Origin of the sequence: Mycobacterium sp. IS-1742 (assembly GCF_001500125.1) — a bacterium.
Lineage (GTDB): Bacteria > Actinomycetota > Actinomycetes > Mycobacteriales > Mycobacteriaceae > Mycobacterium.
The window spans coordinates 80075-99569 of sequence record NZ_LQIV01000015.1; the positions used below are offsets into that span (position 1 = coordinate 80075).

The following is a 19495-nucleotide window of genomic DNA, read 5'->3' on the forward strand; positions in this document are numbered from 1 at the left end:
AGTTAGGTCTGACTAAGTTGGCATGTCAGCCGGTGTTTGACTTATCGTTTCCTCACTTGTGGCGAGTGGAAAAAAAGGCCGCTGTTCAATGCTGCACAGAGGACCGCCTCCGCCCCGTCGGCTCATGCCGTCGCAGACGGCAGATGACGCTTCGCCGAAGGTTCGAGAGTAAGGGTCAGGTGGGATGCCAGTGGGACCAGCGCCCAGAGGGCTGTACAACCCCGCGTACGAGCACGACTCGTGTGGCGTGGCGATGGTGGCCGACATGCACGGGCGCCGCAGCCGCGACATCGTCGACAAGGCCATCACGGCCCTGCTGAACCTGGAGCACCGCGGTGCCCAGGGCGCCGAACCGAACACCGGTGACGGTGCGGGCATCCTGTTGCAGGTTCCCGACGAGTTCTTCCGCGCCGTGGTGGAGTTCGACCTGCCCGAACCGGGCAGCTACGCCACCGGCATCGCCTTCCTGCCGCAGTCGTCGAAGGACGCCGCCACGGCCTGCGAGCAGGTGGAGAAGATCGCCGAGGCCGAGGGCCTGACGGTGCTGGGCTGGCGCGACGTGCCGACCGACGACTCGTCTCTCGGTGCGCTGGCCCGCGATGCGATGCCGACCTTCCGGCAGGTGTTCCTCGCCGGCGCGTCGGGAGATCCCTCTGCTCCTCGCGTCCGCGGCATGGAACTCGAGCGCCGCGCCTACGTGGTCCGCAAGCGCGCCGAGCACGAGCTGGGAACCAAGGGTCCCGGCCAGGACGGCCCCGGCCGCGAGACGGTCTACTTCCCGAGCCTGTCCGGCCAGACGTTCGTCTACAAGGGCATGCTCACCACCCCGCAGCTGCGGGCGTTCTACCTCGACCTGCAGGACGAGCGGCTGACCAGTGCGCTGGGCATCGTGCACTCCCGCTTCTCGACCAACACCTTCCCGTCGTGGCCGCTGGCGCACCCGTTCCGGCGCGTCGCCCACAACGGTGAGATCAACACCGTCACCGGTAACGAGAACTGGATGCGCGCCCGCGAGGCGCTCATCAAGACCGACGTGTTCGGCACCCGGGCCGACCTCGACAAGATCGTCCCGGTCTGCACCCCCGGCGCCTCGGACACCGCGCGCTTCGACGAGGTGCTCGAACTGCTCCATCTCGGCGGCCGCAGCCTGCCGCACGCCGTGCTGATGATGATCCCCGAGGCGTGGGAGCGCCACGAGTCGATGGACCCCGCCCGGCGGGCGTTCTACCGGTACCACGCGTCGCTGATGGAGCCCTGGGACGGGCCCGCGGCGGTCTGCTTCACCGACGGCACCGTGATCGGCGCCGTGCTCGACCGCAACGGCCTGCGCCCGTCGCGGATCTGGGTCACCGAGGACGGCCTCGTGGTGATGGCCTCGGAGGCCGGTGTGCTCGACCTCGACCCCGCGACCGTCGTGCAGAAGATGCGCCTGCAGCCCGGCCGCATGTTCCTGGTCGACACCGCCCAGGGCCGCATCGTCTCCGACGAGGAGATCAAGGCCGAACTCGCCGCCGAGCAGCCGTACGCCGAGTGGCTGGACGCCGGCCTGTTCCACCTCGAGGAACTGCCGCCGGGTGACTACGTGCGGATGCCGCACCACCGCGTCGTCCTGCGCCAGCAGGCCTTCGGCTACACCTACGAAGAACTGAACCTGCTCGTCGCGCCGATGGCGCGCACGGGTGCCGAGCCGATCGGGTCGATGGGCACCGATACACCGGTCGCCGTGCTCTCGCAGCGGCCGCGCATGCTGTTCGACTACTTCCAGCAGTTGTTCGCCCAGGTGACCAACCCGCCGCTGGACGCCATCCGCGAAGAGGTGGTGACCAGCCTGCAGGGCGTCATCGGCCCGGAGGGCGACCTGCTCAACCCGACCGCCGAATCGTGCCGCCAGATCGTGCTGCCGCAGCCGATCCTGCGTAACGCCGAGTTGTCGAAGCTGATGTGCGTCGACCCCGACCACGAGATCCGCGGGCACAAGCACGGGATGCGCGCCGCGGTGATCCGCTGCCTGTACCCGGTCAACCGGGGCGGACAGGGTCTGCGTGAGGCGCTGAACAACGTGCGCGCCAAGGTGTCGGCGGCGATCCGCGACGGGGCGCGCATCATCGTGCTCTCCGACCGGGAGTCCGACGAGCAGATGGCGCCGATTCCGTCGCTGCTGAGCGTCGCCGCGGTGCACCACCACCTGGTCCGGGAGCGCACCCGCACCCAGGTCGGCCTCGTCGTCGAGTCCGGCGATGCCCGCGAGGTGCACCACATGGCCGCCCTGTGCGGATTCGGCGCCGCGGCGATCAACCCCTACATGGCGTTCGAGTCGATCGAGGACATGGTCGACCGCGGTGTGATCACCGGGATCAGCAGCGACCAGGCCAAGGCCAACTACGTCAAGGCCGCGGGCAAGGGTGTGCTCAAGGTGATGTCCAAGATGGGCATCTCGACGCTGGCCTCCTACACCGGCGCGCAGCTGTTCCAGGCCATCGGCATCGACCAGACGGTGCTCGACGAGTACTTCACCGGCTTGAGCTGCCCGGTCGGCGGCATCGACCTCGACGACATCGCGGCCGAGGTCGCCGCCCGCCACGCGCTGGCCTATCTGGACCGGCCCGACGAGCGGGCGCACCGCGAACTCGAGGTCGGCGGCGAGTACCAGTGGCGGCGTGAAGGGGAGTACCACCTCTTCAATCCCGACACGGTGTTCAAGCTGCAGCACTCCACCCGAACCGGCCAGTACTCCGTGTTCAAGGAGTACACGAAACTGGTCGACGACCAGTCCGAGCGGATGGCCTCGCTGCGCGGTCTGCTGAAGTTCAAAGACGGTGTGCGCGAGCCCATCCCGATCGACGAGGTGGAGCCGGCAAGCGAGATCGTCAAGCGCTTCTCCACGGGTGCGATGAGCTACGGCTCGATCTCGGCCGAGGCGCACGAGACGCTCGCGATCGCGATGAACCGCCTCGGCGGCCGGTCCAACTCGGGCGAGGGCGGCGAGGCCGTCACCCGGTTCGACCGCGACGAGAACGGCGACTGGCGACGCAGTGCGATCAAGCAGGTGGCGTCAGGCCGCTTCGGTGTGACCAGCCACTACCTGAGCAACTGCACCGACATCCAGATCAAGATGGCCCAGGGCGCGAAACCCGGTGAAGGCGGCCAGCTTCCGGGTCACAAGGTGTACCCGTGGGTCGCCGAGGTGCGGCACTCGACCCCCGGCGTCGGGCTGATCTCGCCGCCGCCGCACCACGACATCTACTCCATCGAGGATCTCGCACAGCTGATCCACGACCTGAAGAACGCCAACCCGCAGGCCCGCGTGCACGTCAAGCTGGTCAGCGAGAACGGTGTCGGCACGGTCGCGGCGGGCGTGTCCAAGGCGCACGCGGACGTCGTGCTGATCTCCGGCCACGACGGCGGCACCGGTGCGACGCCGCTGACGTCGATGAAGCACGCCGGCGCGCCGTGGGAGCTGGGCCTGGCCGAAACGCAGCAGACGTTGCTGCTCAACGGTCTTCGCGACCGCATCGTGGTGCAGGTCGACGGTCAGCTCAAGACCGGCCGTGACGTGGTGGTCGCCGCCCTGCTCGGCGCCGAGGAGTTCGGCTTCGCGACCGCGCCGCTGGTGGTCTCCGGTTGCATCATGATGCGGGTCTGCCACCTCGACACCTGCCCCGTCGGCGTGGCCACCCAGAACCCGGTGCTGCGCGAACGGTTCAATGGCCAGCCCGAGTTCGTCGAGAACTTCTTCCTGTTCATCGCCGAGGAAGTGCGCGAGACCATGGCGCAGTTGGGCTTCCGCACCGTCAACGAGATGGTCGGCCAGGTCGGCGTGCTGGACACGACCGAGGCGGCCGAGCACTGGAAGGCCCACAAGCTGGACCTGTCGCCGGTGCTGCACGAGCCCGAGTCGGCGTTCATGAACCAGGACCTGTACTGCAGTTCGCGTCAGGACCACGGCCTGGACAAGGCGCTCGACCAGCAGCTCATCGTGATGTGCCGCGAGGCGCTCGACTCCGGCACGCCGGTCAAGTTCTCCACCACCATCGCCAACGTCAACCGCACAGTCGGCACCATGCTCGGCCACGAGGTGACCAAAGCCTATGGCGGTCAGGGGCTTCCGGACGGCACCATCGACATCACGTTCGACGGTTCGGCGGGCAACAGTTTCGGCGCCTTCGTGCCCAAGGGCATCACGCTGCGGGTGTACGGCGACGCCAACGACTATGTCGGCAAGGGACTCTCGGGTGGGCGCGTGGTGGTCCGCCCGGCCGACAACGCCCCGGCCGACTATGTCGCCGAGGACAACATCATCGCAGGCAACGTCATCCTGTTCGGGGCGACCAGCGGTGAGATGTTCCTGCGCGGGCAGGTCGGCGAACGGTTCGCCGTCCGCAACTCCGGCGCCGTCGCCGTCGTCGAGGGCGTGGGCGACCACGGTTGTGAGTACATGACCGGCGGTAAGGTCGTGATCCTCGGGCCGACTGGTCGCAACTTCGCGGCCGGGATGTCCGGCGGGATGGCGTACGTCTACGACCCCGCGGGCGCCCTGCCCGACAACCTCAACGCCGAGATGGTGGAGCTGGACGTCCTCGACGGTGAGGATGTGGATTGGCTGCACGGCATGCTGCAGGCCCACGTCGACGCCACCGATTCCGCGGTGGGGCAACGCGTTCTGAACAACTGGGAAGAAGAGTTGAAGCATTTTGTCAAGGTCATGCCGCGCGACTTCAAGCGCGTGCTGGCCGCAATCGCCGAGGCGGAACGCACCGGCGCGGACAAGAACGAGGCGATCATGGCGGCCGCAAGTGGCTGATCCGCGCGGTTTTCTCAAGTACACCCATCGCGAGTTGCCGCAGCGCCGTCCGGTGCCGCTGCGCCTGCGCGACTGGAAAGAGGTCTACGAGGACTTCTCGCACGAGACGCTGCAGACCCAGGCCGCCCGCTGCATGGACTGCGGGATTCCGTTCTGCCACAACGGGTGCCCACTCGGAAACCTGATCCCCGAGTGGAACGACCTGGTCTACCGGGACCGGTGGCGCGACGCGATCGAGCGACTGCACGCGACCAACAACTTCCCGGAGTTCACCGGGCGGCTGTGCCCGGCGCCGTGTGAGGCGTCGTGCGTGCTCGGCATCAACCAGGACGCCGTCACCATCAAGCAGGTCGAGGTCGAGATCATCGACAACGCCTTCGACGAGGGCTGGGTGGTCCCGCTGCCGCCGGACCGGTTGACCGGCAAGAAGGTCGCCGTCGTCGGCTCCGGCCCGGCCGGTCTGGCCGCCGCCCAGCAGCTGACCCGGGCCGGTCACACCGTGACCGTGTTCGAGCGTGCCGACCGCATCGGCGGCCTGCTGCGCTACGGCATCCCCGAGTTCAAGATGGAGAAGCGCCACATCGACCGCCGGCTGGAGCAGATGGAGGCCGAAGGCACCCAGTTCCGCACCGGCGTCAACGTCGGCGTCGACATGTCGGTGGCGCAGCTGCGTTCGGAGTTCGACGCGGTGGTGCTGGCCGGCGGCGCGACCGCATGGCGCGATCTGCCGATTCCGGGCCGCGAACTCGACGGCATCCACCAGGCGATGGAGTTCCTGCCCTGGGCCAACCGGTTTGCAGCGGGGGACTTGAAGGATGAAGCGACCGGCGACGACGGCGAGCCGCCGATCACCGCCAAGGGTAAGAAGGTCGTCATCATCGGCGGCGGCGACACCGGCGCGGACTGCCTCGGCACGTCGCACCGGCAGGGTGCGGCCAGCGTGCACCAGTTCGAGATCATGCCGCGTCCGCCGGAGACGCGCGCCGACAGCACGCCGTGGCCGACCTATCCGCTGATGTTCCGCGTGTCGTCGGCCCACGAAGAGGGCGGCGAGCGGGTGTACTCGGTGAACACCGAGGAGTTCTGCGGCGACGAGAACGGCCACGTCACCTCGCTGAAGGTGCACGAGGTCGAGATGAAGGCCGGCAAGTTCGAGAAGGTCGAGGGTTCGGACTTCGAGCTGGAGGCCGACCTGGTGCTGCTCGCGATGGGCTTCGTCGGACCGGAGAAGCCCGGCCTGCTGACCGACCTCAAGGTCGAGCTGACCGACCGCGGCAACGTCGCGCGTGACGATGACTACGCGACCTCGGTACCCGGCGTGTTCGTGGCCGGCGACATGGGCCGCGGGCAGTCGCTGATCGTCTGGGCGATCGCCGAGGGGCGGGCCGCCGCCGCGGGCGTCGACCGGTACCTGATGGGCCGCAGCGCCCTGCCGGCCCCGATCAGGCCGACGGCGGCTCCGCAGCGCTGAGTCGCCGGGTCATCCGGGTGGCCGCATTGCCGCATCTGTCACACCAGCCACACCAGAAACTCGACGTGTATTCGTCGGCGCGCCTCACGGCGTTTGCCGGGGGAGCGAACTCTAATGACTTGATGTGGGTTTTGCGATATCGTGGCCCACGATCAGCAATTGAGTTACCGCAGGAGTGATCGACGTGTACATCAACCCGATTTCCCGGTCACGGGTGGGTCGAATCGCCTGGTCATTGTTCCGTCACCCCGTCAAGAGCCGTGAATTTCCTGCCAAGCAGGAACGGCTCATCACCGCTGCCGAACTGGTGCGCTACGGCGTCTAGCTAAGCGGTGACCCGCCGGTCGGGCGGTCGACCCGTGCCGCCCCCGGATTTTGCCTGATCGTTATCCTTTCGTGACCGTCAGCCCCGGAGTCCCGGATCGCCTCCGCGAGCGGTTCCAGCACCGCGGTGTCGTAGGGCGGCGGCAGGTACACGATCGCCAGGTCGAGGCCCTCGGCGCCCAGTGCGGCCGCCTCGTCGATCACCTTCGCGTAGTCGTGGTCCGCGCCGAGTCGGACGTGCGCCGAGAGCATGACCTCTTTCGGATCGCGTCCGATGTCCGCGCAGTGCGAGGCCAGGACGTCCCGTTTACGCGCGAACTCCTCCGGCGGCCCGCCGACGAAGTTCCAGTGCTGCGCCCACCGGGCCGTGATGCGCAGCGTCCGCTTCTCGCCGCTGCCACCGATGCAGATCGGCGGGTGCGGCTGCTGTGGGCCCTTCGGCTCGTTACGGGCGTCCTTGAGCTGTAGTACGTCCCGTCGAAGCTCGTCGTTTCCTGGGACAGCAGGCCGGTGAGCACCTCGCACGCCTCTTCGAAGCGGTCGAAGCGTTCCTTGATCGTGCCCAGCTCGATCCCGTAGGCGCCGGATTCCTCCTCGTTCCAGCCCGCGCCGATGCCGAGCTCGAGCCGGCCGTTCGAGACGATGTCGAGCGCCGACGCCATATTGGCCAGGACCGCGGGATGGCGATAGTGGATGCCGGTGACCAGCACGCCGACCCGCAGCCGCCGGGTGGCCTGGGCCAATGCCGTCAGCGTGATCCAGCCCTCCAGGCATGGCCCCGCCGAATCGGAGAAGATCGGATAGAAGTGGTCGAACGTCCAGCCCGACTCGTAGACGTCGATGTCGTCGGCGGCCTGCCAGATCGGCAGCATCTCGGCCCAAGTGGTGTTCTGAGGTGAGGTCTTGAAGGCGAATCGCACGCCCACCGACGCTAGTCCGGTTTCGTGGCCGTCGTGCGATGAGTTTCCCGGCCGCCGTGAGTCGGTACGGATATGACCGACCTCAGCTCCGCCTGCCGGCGCACCGCCGACGTCCTCGCCCACGTGCCCGACGGGCTGCTCGATGTCGCCACGCCGTGCGCCGATCTGCGGCTCGGTGAGCTCTTGGCGCACGTCGGCGATCTGTCCACGGCCTTCACCGCGGCCGCGCGCAAGGACCTCGGCGAGTGGACCGACAACCCCCCGCAGCCGCGACCAGCCGACGACGACTGGCGTGGCGCGTACCCGCAGCGCCTGACCGAACTGGCCGACGCATGGCGCTCCGCCGACGCGTGGACGGGGATGACCCGGGCGGGCGGGATCGACCTGCCCGGTGAGGTCGCCGGGATCGTCGCGCTGACCGAGGTGGTGATCCACGGCTGGGACGTCGCCGTGGCGAGCGGCCAGACCTACGACTGCGATGCGGCCACCGCGCAGGTGTGCCTCGAGTACCTCCGCCAGTTCGATCCCGCGGGCACGGAAGAGATGTTCGGTCCCGCCGTGCCGGTGCCCGACGACGCGCCGGCGATCGACCGCATCGTGGGGCTCAGCGGCCGCGATCCGCGCTGGAGTCCGCGCTGAGGGCACACTGGGGACATGGACCCGGTGACCGCGCTGCGCCAGATCGCGTACTACAAGGACCGAGCCCGCGAGGACTCCCGACGGGTGATGGCCTACCGCAACGCCGCCGACGTCGTGGAGCGGCTCACCGAAGCCGAACGTGACCGCCACGGCGCAGCCGACTCCTGGCAGTCGCTTCCGGGTATCGGGCCCAAGACAGCGAAGGTGATCGCGCAGGCGTGGGCCGGCCGCGAACCCGACGTCCTCATCGAATTACGGGACAACGCAGTCGATCTCGGCGGCGGTGAGATCCGCGCGGCGCTCAAGGGCGATCTGCACGTGCACTCCAACTGGTCGGACGGATCGGCGCCGATCGAGGAGATGATGGCCGCCGCGCGTGACCTCGGGCACGAGTACTGCGTGCTGACCGACCACTCGCCGCGGCTGACCATCGCCAACGGACTGTCGCCCGACCGGCTGCGCAGACAACTCGACGTGATCGACGAACTGCGTGAAACCGTTGCGCCCCTTCGTATTCTGACCGGCATCGAAGTGGACATCCTCGAGGACGGCTCCCTCGACCAGGAGGAGGAACTGCTCGAGCGGCTCGACGTCGTGGTGGCCAGCGTGCACTCCAAGCTGGCGATGGACGCCCCGGCGATGACCCGCCGCATGCTCAAGGCCGTCGCCAACCCGCACACCGACGTGCTCGGCCACTGCACCGGGCGCCTGGTCACCGGCAACCGGGGAATCCGGCCGGAGTCGAAGTTCGACGCCGAGAAGGTCTTCACCGCCTGCCGCGACAACGGCACCGCGGTCGAGATCAACTCCCGCCCCGAGCGGCGGGACCCGCCCACCCGGTTGCTGAACCTCGCGCTCGAAATCGGTTGCGTCTTCGCCATCGACACCGATTCCCACGCTCCGGGCCAGCTGGACTTCCTCGGCTACGGCGCACAGCGGGCGCTCGACGCCGGGGTGCCGGTCGAGCGGATCGTCAACACCTGGCGGGCCGACGAGCTGCTGGAGTGGACCACGTCCTGAAATCTCACATGGCGGTCCGCCGCGTTTAACCACCGCTGCGGCAGGGAAAGGCGTGGGGACGCGTGACAAGGGGCCGTTTCGGCGTGCCCGGTCACCCACAGCTGACGAAGGGGACCCCATGGCGCAAGACCGCGGAGCCAAAGAGACCATCAAGAGCGTCGTCAAGGACGCCAAGGACAAGGTCGTGGAGGCCGCCGAGCGGCTGCAGCAGCACAGCCCGAGCTACATCCCGGGCGCACCCGGACCGGAGAAGCCGTCGTTCGACGAACCGACCGCGCCGCGCGAACCGCTGCCCCCCAAACCGGACCAGGGCGGACCCGATCTCCGCACGGCCACCGGCCTTTCGGTCGGCGGTGGGCAGACCGCGCGCGGGCAGCAGGGTGAGTACCTCACCACCGCGCAGGGCGCGCGGCTCCACGACACCGACCACTCGCTCAAGGCGGGCGAACGCGGGCCGACGCTGCTGCAGGATCACCACCTGCGCGAAAAGATCATGCATTTCGACCACGAGCGCATCCCGGAGCGTGCGGTGCACGCCCGCGGCGCCGCGGCCCACGGCGTCTTCCGCGGTAACGGCGCCGCCGAGAAGATCTGCAAGGCGGGGTTCCTCAGGTCCGGCGCGGAAACCGATGTGTTCGTCCGCTTCTCGACGGTGCTCGGTTCCCGCGGGTCGGCCGACACCGTTCGCGACACCCGCGGATTCGCCACCAAGTTCTACACCGACGAGGGCACGTTCGACCTCGTCGGGAACAACATCCCGGTGTTCTTCATCCAGGACGGCATCAAATTCCCCGACGTCGTGCACGCCGCCAAACCGCATCCGGACCGGGAGATCCCCCAGGCCCAGAGTGCGCACGACACGTTCTGGGACTTCGTCTCCCTGCACACCGAGGCCTCCGCGCACACCATGTGGAACATGTCCGACCGGGGCATTCCGCGCTCCTACCGGATGATGGAGGGCTTCGGTGTACACACCTTCCGGCTGACCGCGCCGGACGGCTCGACGTCGCTGGTGAAGTTCCATTGGAAGCCGCGACTGGGTGTGCACTCGCTGGTGTGGGAAGAAGCGCAGATCGCCGCCGGGATGGACCCGGACCTGCACCGCCGTGACCTCGCGGACGCCATCGAGAAGGGCGCCTATCCCGAATGGGACCTGGGCGTGCAGGTGATGCCCGATACGCCGGACCAGATGTTCGAGGGGATCGACCTGCTCGACCCGACGAAGATCGTGCCCGAGGAACTGGCCCCGGTGCAGGTGATCGGCACCATGCAACTGAACCGCAATCCCACCAACTTCTTCGCCGAGACGGAACAGGTGGCGTTCCACCCCGGCCACCTGGTGCCCGGCATCGACGTCACCGACGATCCGCTCCTGCAGGCGAGGCTGTTCTCCTACCTGGACACCCAGCTGACCCGGCTCGGCGGACCGAACTTCGGTCAGATCCCGATCAACCGTCCGCACGCCCCGGTCAACGACATGCTGCGCGACGGTTTCCACCAGCACGGCGTGCACCCGGGCGTTGCGCCGTACCGGCCGAACTCGCTCGACGGTGGATGCCCGTTCCTCGCGGGTGCGGACAACGCCGCGTTCATCGAGGCGCCCGCCGTGGTCGCCGAGGCGACGAAAGTGCGTGCGGCCCCGGCCTCCTACGACGACCACTTCTCGCAGGTGGCGATGTTCTACCGCAGCCTGAGCCCGGTGGAACAGGCCCACGTCGCCGAGGCATACACCTTCGAACTGGGCAAGTGCTACGAGCAGACGGTCAAGGAACGCCAGCTCGCGGTCCTGGCCAACATCGATGCGGAGTTGTGCGCGTCGGTTGCCGCGGGCCTGGGTCTCGAACCGCCCGCGCCCACGGCCGCGCCTGCCGAACCGTCGGTGCTCAGCCCGGCGGTGTCCCAGATCGGTCAGCGCTGGCCGGTGGACGGGCGCCTCATCGGCATCCTCACCGGGCCGGACTCCGACGTCGGCGCTGTGGCGGCGGTGGTCGAGGCGCTGGGGGCGGCGAAGCTGGTGCCGCTGGTGATCGCCCCGCACGGCGGAACCCTCGACCACGAGGGCGGCAGCATCCCGATCTCGCGCACGTACGCGACCGCGCGTTCGATCGAGTTCGACGCTCTCGTCCTCGCCGGATCGCCGGCGACGGTCCAGGCCAAGATCCTCGTGGACGAGGCGTTCCGGCACTTCAAGGCGCTCGCCGTGCTTCCGCACGGGGCCGATCTGCTGTCCTCGTCCGGTGTCCTCACCGACTCCGAGGGCGTGCTCAGCGCCTCGGATCCCGCGGGCCTGGCGGCGTCGCTGATCGAAAGCCTCGGCGAGCACCGGGTGTGGGGGCGCGCGGTCCCCGCCTGACCACGGTCAGTCCGGCAGGTGCGGCATCTCGAGACCGGGGTCGCGCCCGAGGAGCACCCCGCGCGTGACGGCCAGGTTGCCGTAGCGGGTGCGCACCTCGTCGACGGCGGCGTCGAGCGCCCCGGTGTCCCCGCGTTCGAAAGGCAACTCGAGCTGCTGGGCGCCGTCGCGGTCGATGTTGGACACCGCGAACCCGATCAGCGTGAGGCCGCGTTCGGCGATGAGCGGGGCCGCCGCGGCGACCAGTTCGCGGGCGGCGGCCAGGACCGCCTCGGTCGACGCGGTGGCGCGCGGCATGGTGTGCGACCGGGTGACCCGGCTGAAGTCGTCGAAGCGCAGTCGCAGCACCACGGTGCGGCCGGTGCGGCCGGCGTTGCGCATCCGGCGGGTGATGCGGTCGATGAGGTTGACCACGACGGCGTCCACCTCCGCGTCCGACATGGCGTTGCCGCGGCGGCCCAGCGCCCGCTGCGCCCCGACCGAACGGCGCCGGACCCCGGTGACCACGCGGCGCCGGTCGATGTTGTGCGAGAGCGCGTACAGCTGCCGTCCCATCGCACCGCCGACCATCGCGCTCAGCGTCGTCTCGCCGAGTTCGGCGACGTCGGCGACGGTCTCGATGCCGTGCGCGCGCAGCTTCCCGGCGGTCTTCTCGCCGACGCCCCACAGCCGCCGGACCGGAAGCGGGTGCAGGAACGCCAGTTCGCGGTCCGGCGGCACCAGCAGCAGCCCGTCGGGCTTGCCCTCCTGGCTGGCGACCTTGGCCAGGAATTTCGTCCTGGCGATGCCGACGGTGATAGGCAGCCCGACCTCCTCGCGGACCCTGGTCCGCAGCCGCGCGCCGATCTGGACCGGCGTGCCGGAGACCCGGCCCAGGCCGGAGACGTCGAGGAACGCCTCGTCGACCGACAGGGGTTCGACGATCGGGGTGGTGTCGCGGAAGACCGCGAACACGTCGGAGCTGGCTTGGGAGTAGGCGGCCATGCGCGGGGGCACGACGATCGCCTGCGGGCACAGCCGCCGGGCCTGGTGGCCGCCCATCGCGGTGCGCACGCCGTAGGCCTTGGCCTCATAGCTGGCCGCCAACACGACGCCGCCGCCGACGATGACGGGCCTGCCGCGCAGCGCCGGATCGTCACGCTGTTCGACCGAGGCGTAGAACGAGTCGAGGTCAGCGTGCAGGATGTTGGCCTGCGCCGCGTGACTTCGAGCCTGAGCCGACACGAACATATGTTCGCATGCCGGTCCGACGCGTCAGCGGCATTCTCCGTACACCGAGCACGTCCACACGTGCACGAGCGAGTCGAGCACGCGCTCGGAGGGGATACCGGGCGTCTCGGCGGCGAACGCCGCGAGAAGGGTGCGCTCGTTCATCAGGTTGAGTGCCGTCGCGAGGTCGTGGGCGGGCAGCGTCTCAGGAGCGGCGCCGCGCCGGCGTTCGGCCTCGATGGTCGCGGCGGTGAAGTCGATCCACTTCTGCATGAACTTCGCGAAGACGTCGCGCACCTCGGCGTTGTCCGAACCCGATGCCGCGACGGTCACGCCGCGGTGGGCGCCGAAGGTGTCGAAGAACACCGTGATACCGGGGCGCCACACGTCCTCCGACGTCACGTCGGAGGCGGCCTGCTCGAGCGCGGCATCGGCCTCGCGGATGACCCGTTCCCACAGCGTGAGCAGCACCGCTTCCTTGGAGCCGAAGTAGAAGTAGAAGGTCGGACGCGAGATGCCTGCGCCCTTGGCCAGGTCGTCGACGGAGATCTCGGCGAACGGGCGGGCCTCGAGCAGTTGTTCGGCGGTCGCCAGGATGGCCTGTTCCCGGTCGTCGCCCGAAGGGCGGGCAGACCGGCGACCGCGCGGGGCGCGGGCTTGGCTGGCGGTGGTCACGCCGGATACTTTACACCGCGTTGAAATTATCGACACACTGTTGACTGTGTCGACGCACTGTTGATAGCTTGACAGCATGACCGAATTTGTCGACGTCGTGATCATCGGAGCCGGGATCTCCGGCATCAGCGCCGCATGGCATCTGCAGGGCCAGAACCCCGACAAGAGCTACGCCATCCTCGAACGGCGCGACAAGCTCGGCGGTACCTGGGATCTGTTCAAGTACCCGGGCATCCGGTCGGACTCCGACATGTACACCCTCGGCTTCCACTTCAAGCCGTGGGCCACCGACCAGGGCATCGCCGACGGCCCGTCGATCTGGAACTACCTCAACGAGGCCGCCACCGAGAACGGGATCGACAAGCACATCCGCTACGGCCACAAGGTCGTCGCCGCCAACTGGTCCGACGACGAGAACCATTGGGAACTCACCATCGAGCGTGACGGCGAGACGATCCAGCTCAACGCCGGCTTCCTCTGGGCCTGCAGCGGCTACTACAACTACGACCAGGGCTACGCGCCGGAGTTCCCCGGCGCCGACGACTTCGCCGGCACCATCGTGCACCCGCAGCACTGGCCGGAGGACCTCGATTACCAGGGCAAGAGAGTCGTCGTGATCGGCAGCGGCGCAACGGCGATCACGCTCATCCCTGCCCTGGTGGACACCGGCGCGGGCCACGTCACGATGCTGCAGCGCACCCCGACCTACATCGGTTCGCTGCCGGACAAGGACGCGTTCGCGGCCAGGGCCTACCGGTTGCTCCCCGAGGAACCCGCCTACACCATCGTGCGGTGGAAGGCCATCCTGCGCGCCATGATGCAATACCAGCTGGCTCGCGTCTTCCCGAACACCTTCCGGAAAGCGTTGCGCACCATGGCCGAACGCCGTCTGCCGGACGGCTACGACTACGACAGGCACTTCGCGCCCGACTACAAGCCGTGGGATCAGCGCGTGTGCCTCGCCCCGAACGGCGACCTTTTCAAGACGATCCGCAAGGGTAAGGCCGACGTCGTCACCGACGAGATCGAACGGTTCACCCCCGAGGGCATCCTGCTCAAGTCCGGTGAGCGCATCGACGCCGACATCATCATCACGGCAACGGGTTTGAACGTGCAGTTCTTCGGCGGCGCCGACGTGCTGCGCAACGGCGAGCCGGTGGACCTCGCGGGCACTGTGGCCTACAAGGGCATGATGCTGTCCAGCATCCCGAATGCGGCGTTCACTTTCGGCTACACCAACGCGTCGTGGACGCTGAAGGCCGACCTCACCTCCGAGTACGTCAGCCGCCTGCTGTCCTACATGGACGACAAGGGTTACGGCACCGTCGAACCGCGCGATCCCGGTGTCGACGTCGAACGCCTGCCGTTCGTCGACCTGACTTCGGGCTACATCAAGCGCGCACTCGACCGACTCCCCAAGTCGGGGTCGAAGGCGCCGTGGCGGCTCAAGCAGAACTACCTGGTCGACCTACGGGTCATCCGTAACGCCAAACTCGACGACGACACGCTGCAGTTCTCCAAGCGCCGCGTGCCGGTCTCGGCCTAGCCCTAGGGGGCGACGACGACGACACCGTCGTCGTCGCTGTAGGCGACGTCGCCCGGGGAGAACACCACGCCGCCGAATTCGACCGGCACATCCCGTTCGCCCGCACCGGTTTTGGTGCTCTTGCGGGGGTTGGTGCCCAGCGCCTTGATGCCGATGTCGAGGGTCCGCAGCGTCGACGCGTCCCGCACCGCGCCGTTGATGATCAGCCCGCTCCACCCGTTGTCGCGGCCCAGCGCGGCGATCACGTCGCCGACCAGCGCGGTGTGCACCGAACCGTCGCCGTCGATCACCAGCACCCCGCCGTCACCGGGTTCGGACAGCACCGACTTGAGCAGGGCGTTGTCCTGGAAACACCGCACGGTGGTGACCCGCCCGGCGAACTCCGGTCGCCCGCCGAACTGGCGCAGTTGCAGATCGCAGCTGCGGACGTCGGGTCCGATGTCGTCGACGAGGTCGGCGGTGGCGCGCGGTTCGATGGTCACCGGTCGATGCTAGCGACGACCACGTCGTGCAGATACCGGGCCAGCCCCGGCTCGCGGTCGTCGTAGTGGCGCGTGAAGCGCTCGTCGGCCAGGTACATCTGCACCAGGCGCAGCTGCATCGCGTCGTCGCAGTCGTAGAACCGCTCGATCGAGGCGCGATGCCGTGCGGCGAGCCGATCGGCCTCCGGGCTGCCCGGCGCGACACCGTCGCGTTTCGCCGCCACCAGATCGGTCAGCAGCGCCTCACCCTCGTCGCGGACCTCGATCCAGTCCTGCTTGCTCATCCGGGCGGTGCGCTGCTGCGACTGGCGCCAGGCCTCGGTGTCGCCCCAGCGCTGCCGCGCCTCCGCGGCGTGGTCGTCGGTGTGCACGACGGTGCCGAAGATCTCGACCTGCTCCTGCGCGGTCAGCTGAATACCCTCGCGGTGTGCGTTCATCAGTTCCTCCACTGCCTTGATGGTGTGCCGGACGCGGTCGGCGTGCTGGTGCAGCAGCTCGAGTTGACGTTCCAGACGCGCGAGGACGTCGGCGTGCGGATCGTCGAGCAAGGTGCGAATCTCGTCGAGCGGCAGGCCCACCGACCGGTACACCAGCACGAGGTGCAGCCGCTCGACGTCGGCGTCGGTGTATCCGCGGTAGCCGGCCGCGGTGCGGACGCTGGGCACCACGAGACCGATGTGGTCGTAGTGGTGCAGGGTCCGCACCGACACACCGGTGAGCGCGGCGACCGTACCGACCGTGCTGGCTGCTGAGTCGTCCATGCCAACGACTATCGACCCTGACGTGGCGTCAGGGTCAAGCGGCGATCAGCGGCGCCGGGCGACCAGGACGGCGAGCACCGCTAAGACGGCCGCGGCCACCGCCGCGGCGAGCGGCAGGCGGGACTGACCGGGGCCGGTGAGGGGGACGGGTGCGCGCCCGGCCACGGGGTTGGCGGCCGTCGCGACCGCGGCCTTCGCCTGAGCCGCGGCCTCTTCTGCGGCGGCGGTGAGATCGCCGTCGCCGCTGACGAGGTCCGCCGGCGACGGGGGCGGCTGCTTCGTGGCGGGCGCCTTCTTGACGGCCTTGGCAGGCGCTTTCTTCGCGGGCGCCTTCTTGGCCGGGGCCTTCTTCGCCGCCGCCTTCTTGGCGGGGGCTTTCTTGGCCGGTGTCTTCTTCACCGGAGGCGTCGGCTCGGCGGAAGTGTCGGCCGACTCGTCGGACCCATCCTGGCGGTCTGCCATCGACGCTGCTCCTTCGCGGTATCCGGGTTCGGCGACAGTGGCTCCATCATGCCAGGCGCGCAGGCCGGCTCATCCGGTGACGGCCAGGCCGGCCGCCAGGGTCAGGGCGACCGTCATGCCGCCCAGCTCCAGCAGCGACCGCGTCCGCGACAGACCGGCGCTGGCGCGGTGGGCCCGCGCGGCCGGGAGCCAGCGGCTCCGGTTGCGCCAAGCCAACACCGTCAACGCGACCGTCACCAGGACCTTCGCGGTCAGGATCCGGCCGTAGCCGGTGGCGACGAGGTCCGCGGGGGAGCCGACGACGGCCAGCGCCCCGGCCACCCCGGCGAGCACCAACGCACCGACACAGACCAACGCCAGCGCCGAGAACCGCGGCAGCACCCGCGCCCACTGTCCGCGGTGGGCCACCGTCACCAGGAGCCCCACCAGCGCGCCGCACCACAGACCGGCCGCCACCGCGTGGACCGCGACCGCCAGTCCGCCCAGCGGGCTCTCCGCGAGGTGCCCGGCCAGGGTCCTGGCCGCGAGACCCGCCGCGGCGATGCCCGTCGCCGCAACGGCCACCGAGCCCGTGCGGGGCGCCGCCACCGCCACCGCGCAGACGGCCGCGGCGGCGACCGCGCTGACCGCCCCGGATCGGCCGGCCGCGGTGCCGGTGACGAACTCGACGTAGGTCCGCACCCCCACGGTCCCGGCCGACAGGGCCGCGGCCTGCGCGCTCACCACGACCAGCCGCACGAGTTCGGTGAACAGCCACACCGCCGCGCTCACCGCCAGCGACACCGCCGCCGACCTCGACAGCTCGTCGCGGTACCGGCCGGTGTCGAGCAGTGGCACCACCGCGAGTCCGAGCGTGACGGTCGCGGCGCAGTCCGCCGCCGCGCGGGCGGCGGTGAGGCTCAGCGAGTTCTGCGGCTGACCCAGCGCCCACGCCGCCACCGACGCCACCGCGGCGACACCGATGCCGCCGGCCGCCGCACGCCAGGGCGGCGGACTCACGTACGGCGTCGCGCCGCCCACAGCGCGGCGGCGCCGACCGCCAGACAGGCGCCCACGATGAACGGCCACACCGGTGGATCCTCAGCCGGCGCCGAGGGCGCCATGGGCGCCGCGGCCGACGGCCCCGGCGTGCCGGTGCCGCTGACGGTGAGCTCGAACGTCCACGACCCCGTGACGACGTGACCGTCGGCGGAGGTCGCGCGGTAGTTGACGGTGTAGGTGCCCGAGGGGCCCAATGGCCGCAGGCCCACCGACACGACGGTGTCCTGCACCTGCGGCGCGCCGGTCGACCAGAGGTTCCCGTCCGGGCCGACGACGGTCATCGCGGCGAACGCCGGCTGCATGGCCTCGTTGAACGTCGCGCTCACCCGTGCGGGCGCCTGGGCCGGCTTCGCACCGTCGGCGGGATCGGTGGCGATGACCGTCGCATGGGCGGAGGCAACGCCCGCGAGTGCGAGGGCGACGAGGACCACCACCGCCATCGCGGCGGCCGACCGGCGCGCAAGGGCTCGCATGTGACCTCAGGCCACGCCGAGACGGGCCATCAGATCGGCGTCGATCCCGTCGAGTTGTTCGGAGATCGCCGCGTGGGCGGCGCGGCGGCGCGCGGTCGGCATGTTCTCGGCCGCGGCGACAGCCGCGGACAGGTCACCGAGACGCTCGTTGATCGCGGCGACGAACTGCTTGGTCTCGGCGTCCTTGGGCTTCTTCTGGGCGACCAGCCGCACCGACTGCTCCGCGCCGGCGATGCGGGCGGACAGCTCACCGCCGTGTCCGGAGAACTGGCCGAGCTGGCTCAGCGGCACGCCGAGCCGGTCGGCGCGGCGTTCGTCGGCGAAGCCGCGGGCCGCGACCGACGCCCGGTAGATCACCGGCACCGCGATCGGCGCGAGCAGCCGGGCGACGGTCAGCGTCCGACGGATCCGGCCGGGGGAGAGGAGCTTGCCCTCCCTGGCTGCCCGCAGCTGCGTCTCAGCAACCTTGAGCGCCGTCCGGTCGCTTTCCCGCTGGGCGCGCAGCTGGGCCTTCAGCGCCCGCGTCTCGGCCTTCGCCTGGGACTTGTAGCGACGGGCCTCGTTCTTGGCCGAGAGCCTGGCCTCCAGCTTTGCCTTGGCCTTGATCGCGCGGGCCTCGGCTCGGCGGGTAGCGCGGCTTTTGCGTCGCTTGAACAAACCCATTCCCCGCTGCCCTCCGGTCCTCGGTACCCCAGCCACGACGTGCGGCCGCATCGGTGCAGTCCAACCCTAGCGGGCGGGTGTGCCCCGGCCGCGCCCGCGCCCCGTCACGGTGAGCTGATTCATCTCAGTAGCAAACGCGGGCCCGTAATTGTGCGAGAATCGTCACAACGGTATGGAGACTCCGGCCTGACCGGGTTCGAGGGGCGGTGACCAGGTGGGATCGCGGGTACGCGTCGCCGCGTCGGCCTGCCTGGTGGCGGCCGGTCTGTCCCTCGCGGGCGTGGGCGGGGCGATGGCGTTGGCGGAACCCGCCGACGACGGACCCGTGCCGGTGGGCGCGGGCGCCGTGGCCGATCCGGCCGTCGACCGTGATCCGGGACCGGACACCGGCGAGGGCACGAAAGTCCCTGCTTCCGAACAGGGTTCATCCGAGCCGAGCGCCGGACATTCCGAGAGCCCGTCCGCGCCGACGGACAGCGAGCCATCGGAAACCCCGACCACCAAGTCGACGAGCCCGACCAGCACGTCTCCGTCGTCGACCACGGCCACTCCGACGACCACCCCCACGACCACCCCCACGACCACCCCAGACGGTTATAAACATCTACGAGACCACGATCCAGGGAGAAATCTACATTGTCCTCGTGAGGATTTT

General features: G+C 69.4%; 15 protein-coding genes and 1 pseudogene. 6 read left to right on the forward strand and 10 right to left on the reverse strand.

What is annotated here, in order from left to right:
* Positions 1 to 184 precede the first annotated feature (184 nt).
* The gene (gene gltB, locus AU196_RS11715) at positions 185 to 4801 is read left to right on the forward strand and encodes a glutamate synthase large subunit (RefSeq protein WP_197415767.1); all 4617 of its coding nucleotides are present in this window, start codon (positions 185 to 187) and stop codon (positions 4799 to 4801) included.
* Positions 4794 to 6272, forward strand: a complete 1479-nt coding sequence (locus AU196_RS11720; protein WP_059095243.1) for a glutamate synthase subunit beta — start codon at positions 4794 to 4796, stop codon at positions 6270 to 6272. The genes gltB and AU196_RS11720 overlap by 8 nt, the downstream gene beginning before the upstream one ends.
* A 321-nt stretch (positions 6273 to 6593) precedes the next feature.
* Here the strand turns inward: AU196_RS11720 and AU196_RS11725 are convergent.
* Positions 6594 to 7468: pseudogene (locus AU196_RS11725) on the reverse strand (LLM class F420-dependent oxidoreductase).
* Positions 7469 to 7588: 120 nt separating this feature from the next.
* Between AU196_RS11725 and AU196_RS11730 the strand changes: the two are divergent.
* The 3 genes from AU196_RS11730 to AU196_RS11740 all read left to right on the forward strand — a co-directional run bounded on the left by AU196_RS11730 (position 7589) and on the right by AU196_RS11740 (position 11528).
* Entirely contained in the window at positions 7589 to 8155 is a 567-nt protein-coding gene (locus AU196_RS11730) for a TIGR03086 family metal-binding protein (RefSeq protein ID WP_059095244.1), read from the forward strand.
* 15 nt (positions 8156 to 8170) lie between these two features.
* Entirely contained in the window at positions 8171 to 9175 is a 1005-nt protein-coding gene (locus tag AU196_RS11735; protein WP_059095245.1) for a PHP domain-containing protein, read from the forward strand.
* Between the two features lie 118 nt (positions 9176 to 9293).
* Positions 9294 to 11528 carry a catalase gene (locus AU196_RS11740; protein ID WP_059095246.1) on the forward strand — a complete coding sequence of 745 codons (2235 nt, stop codon included), beginning with the start codon at positions 9294 to 9296 and terminating at the stop codon, positions 11526 to 11528.
* Positions 11529 to 11534: 6 nt separating this feature from the next.
* On the opposite strand, the gene dinB is transcribed toward AU196_RS11740, so the two are convergent.
* Both dinB and AU196_RS11750 read right to left on the reverse strand, forming a co-directional pair.
* A complete protein-coding gene (gene dinB, locus AU196_RS11745) occupies positions 11535 to 12758 on the reverse strand; it encodes a DNA polymerase IV (protein ID WP_059095247.1) in 1224 nt (407 codons plus the stop codon).
* A 24-nt stretch (positions 12759 to 12782) separates the two neighbouring features.
* Positions 12783 to 13412, reverse strand: coding sequence for a TetR/AcrR family transcriptional regulator (locus tag AU196_RS11750; protein ID WP_059095248.1), 630 nt, complete (start codon positions 13410 to 13412; stop codon positions 12783 to 12785).
* 76 nt (positions 13413 to 13488) lie between these two features.
* Here AU196_RS11750 and AU196_RS11755 point away from each other — a divergent pair, with 76 nt between their 5' ends.
* Entirely contained in the window at positions 13489 to 14958 is a 1470-nt protein-coding gene (locus AU196_RS11755; protein ID WP_059095249.1) for a flavin-containing monooxygenase, read from the forward strand.
* Positions 14959 to 14960: 2 nt separating this feature from the next.
* On the opposite strand, the gene rraA is transcribed toward AU196_RS11755, so the two are convergent.
* From rraA to AU196_RS11790, 7 genes are all read right to left on the reverse strand, one after another.
* On the reverse strand, positions 14961 to 15440 hold the full coding sequence (rraA, locus tag AU196_RS11760; RefSeq protein WP_059095250.1) for a ribonuclease E activity regulator RraA: 480 nt from the start codon (positions 15438 to 15440) through the stop codon (positions 14961 to 14963).
* Positions 15437 to 16201 (reverse strand): MerR family transcriptional regulator, encoded by a 765-nt coding sequence (locus AU196_RS11765; protein ID WP_059095251.1) that lies wholly within the window; start codon positions 16199 to 16201, stop codon positions 15437 to 15439. Before AU196_RS11765 ends, rraA begins: the two co-directional genes overlap by 4 nt.
* A 45-nt stretch (positions 16202 to 16246) precedes the next feature.
* Entirely contained in the window at positions 16247 to 16663 is a 417-nt protein-coding gene (locus tag AU196_RS11770) for an Rv3852 family protein (protein WP_059095252.1), read from the reverse strand.
* Positions 16664 to 16732: 69 nt separating this feature from the next.
* Positions 16733 to 17662, reverse strand: a complete 930-nt coding sequence (locus AU196_RS11775) for a CopD family protein (protein ID WP_059095265.1) — start codon at positions 17660 to 17662, stop codon at positions 16733 to 16735.
* Positions 17659 to 18177 carry a copper resistance CopC family protein gene (locus AU196_RS11780; protein ID WP_059095253.1) on the reverse strand — a complete coding sequence of 173 codons (519 nt, stop codon included), beginning with the start codon at positions 18175 to 18177 and terminating at the stop codon, positions 17659 to 17661. The genes AU196_RS11775 and AU196_RS11780 overlap by 4 nt, the downstream gene beginning before the upstream one ends.
* 6 nt (positions 18178 to 18183) lie before the next feature.
* The gene (locus AU196_RS11785; RefSeq protein ID WP_059095254.1) at positions 18184 to 18840 is read right to left on the reverse strand and encodes a DUF6474 family protein; all 657 of its coding nucleotides are present in this window, start codon (positions 18838 to 18840) and stop codon (positions 18184 to 18186) included.
* A 162-nt stretch (positions 18841 to 19002) separates the two neighbouring features.
* The gene (locus tag AU196_RS11790) at positions 19003 to 19419 is read right to left on the reverse strand and encodes a RodZ family helix-turn-helix domain-containing protein (RefSeq protein WP_157546258.1); all 417 of its coding nucleotides are present in this window, start codon (positions 19417 to 19419) and stop codon (positions 19003 to 19005) included.
* Positions 19420 to 19495 lie beyond the last annotated feature (76 nt).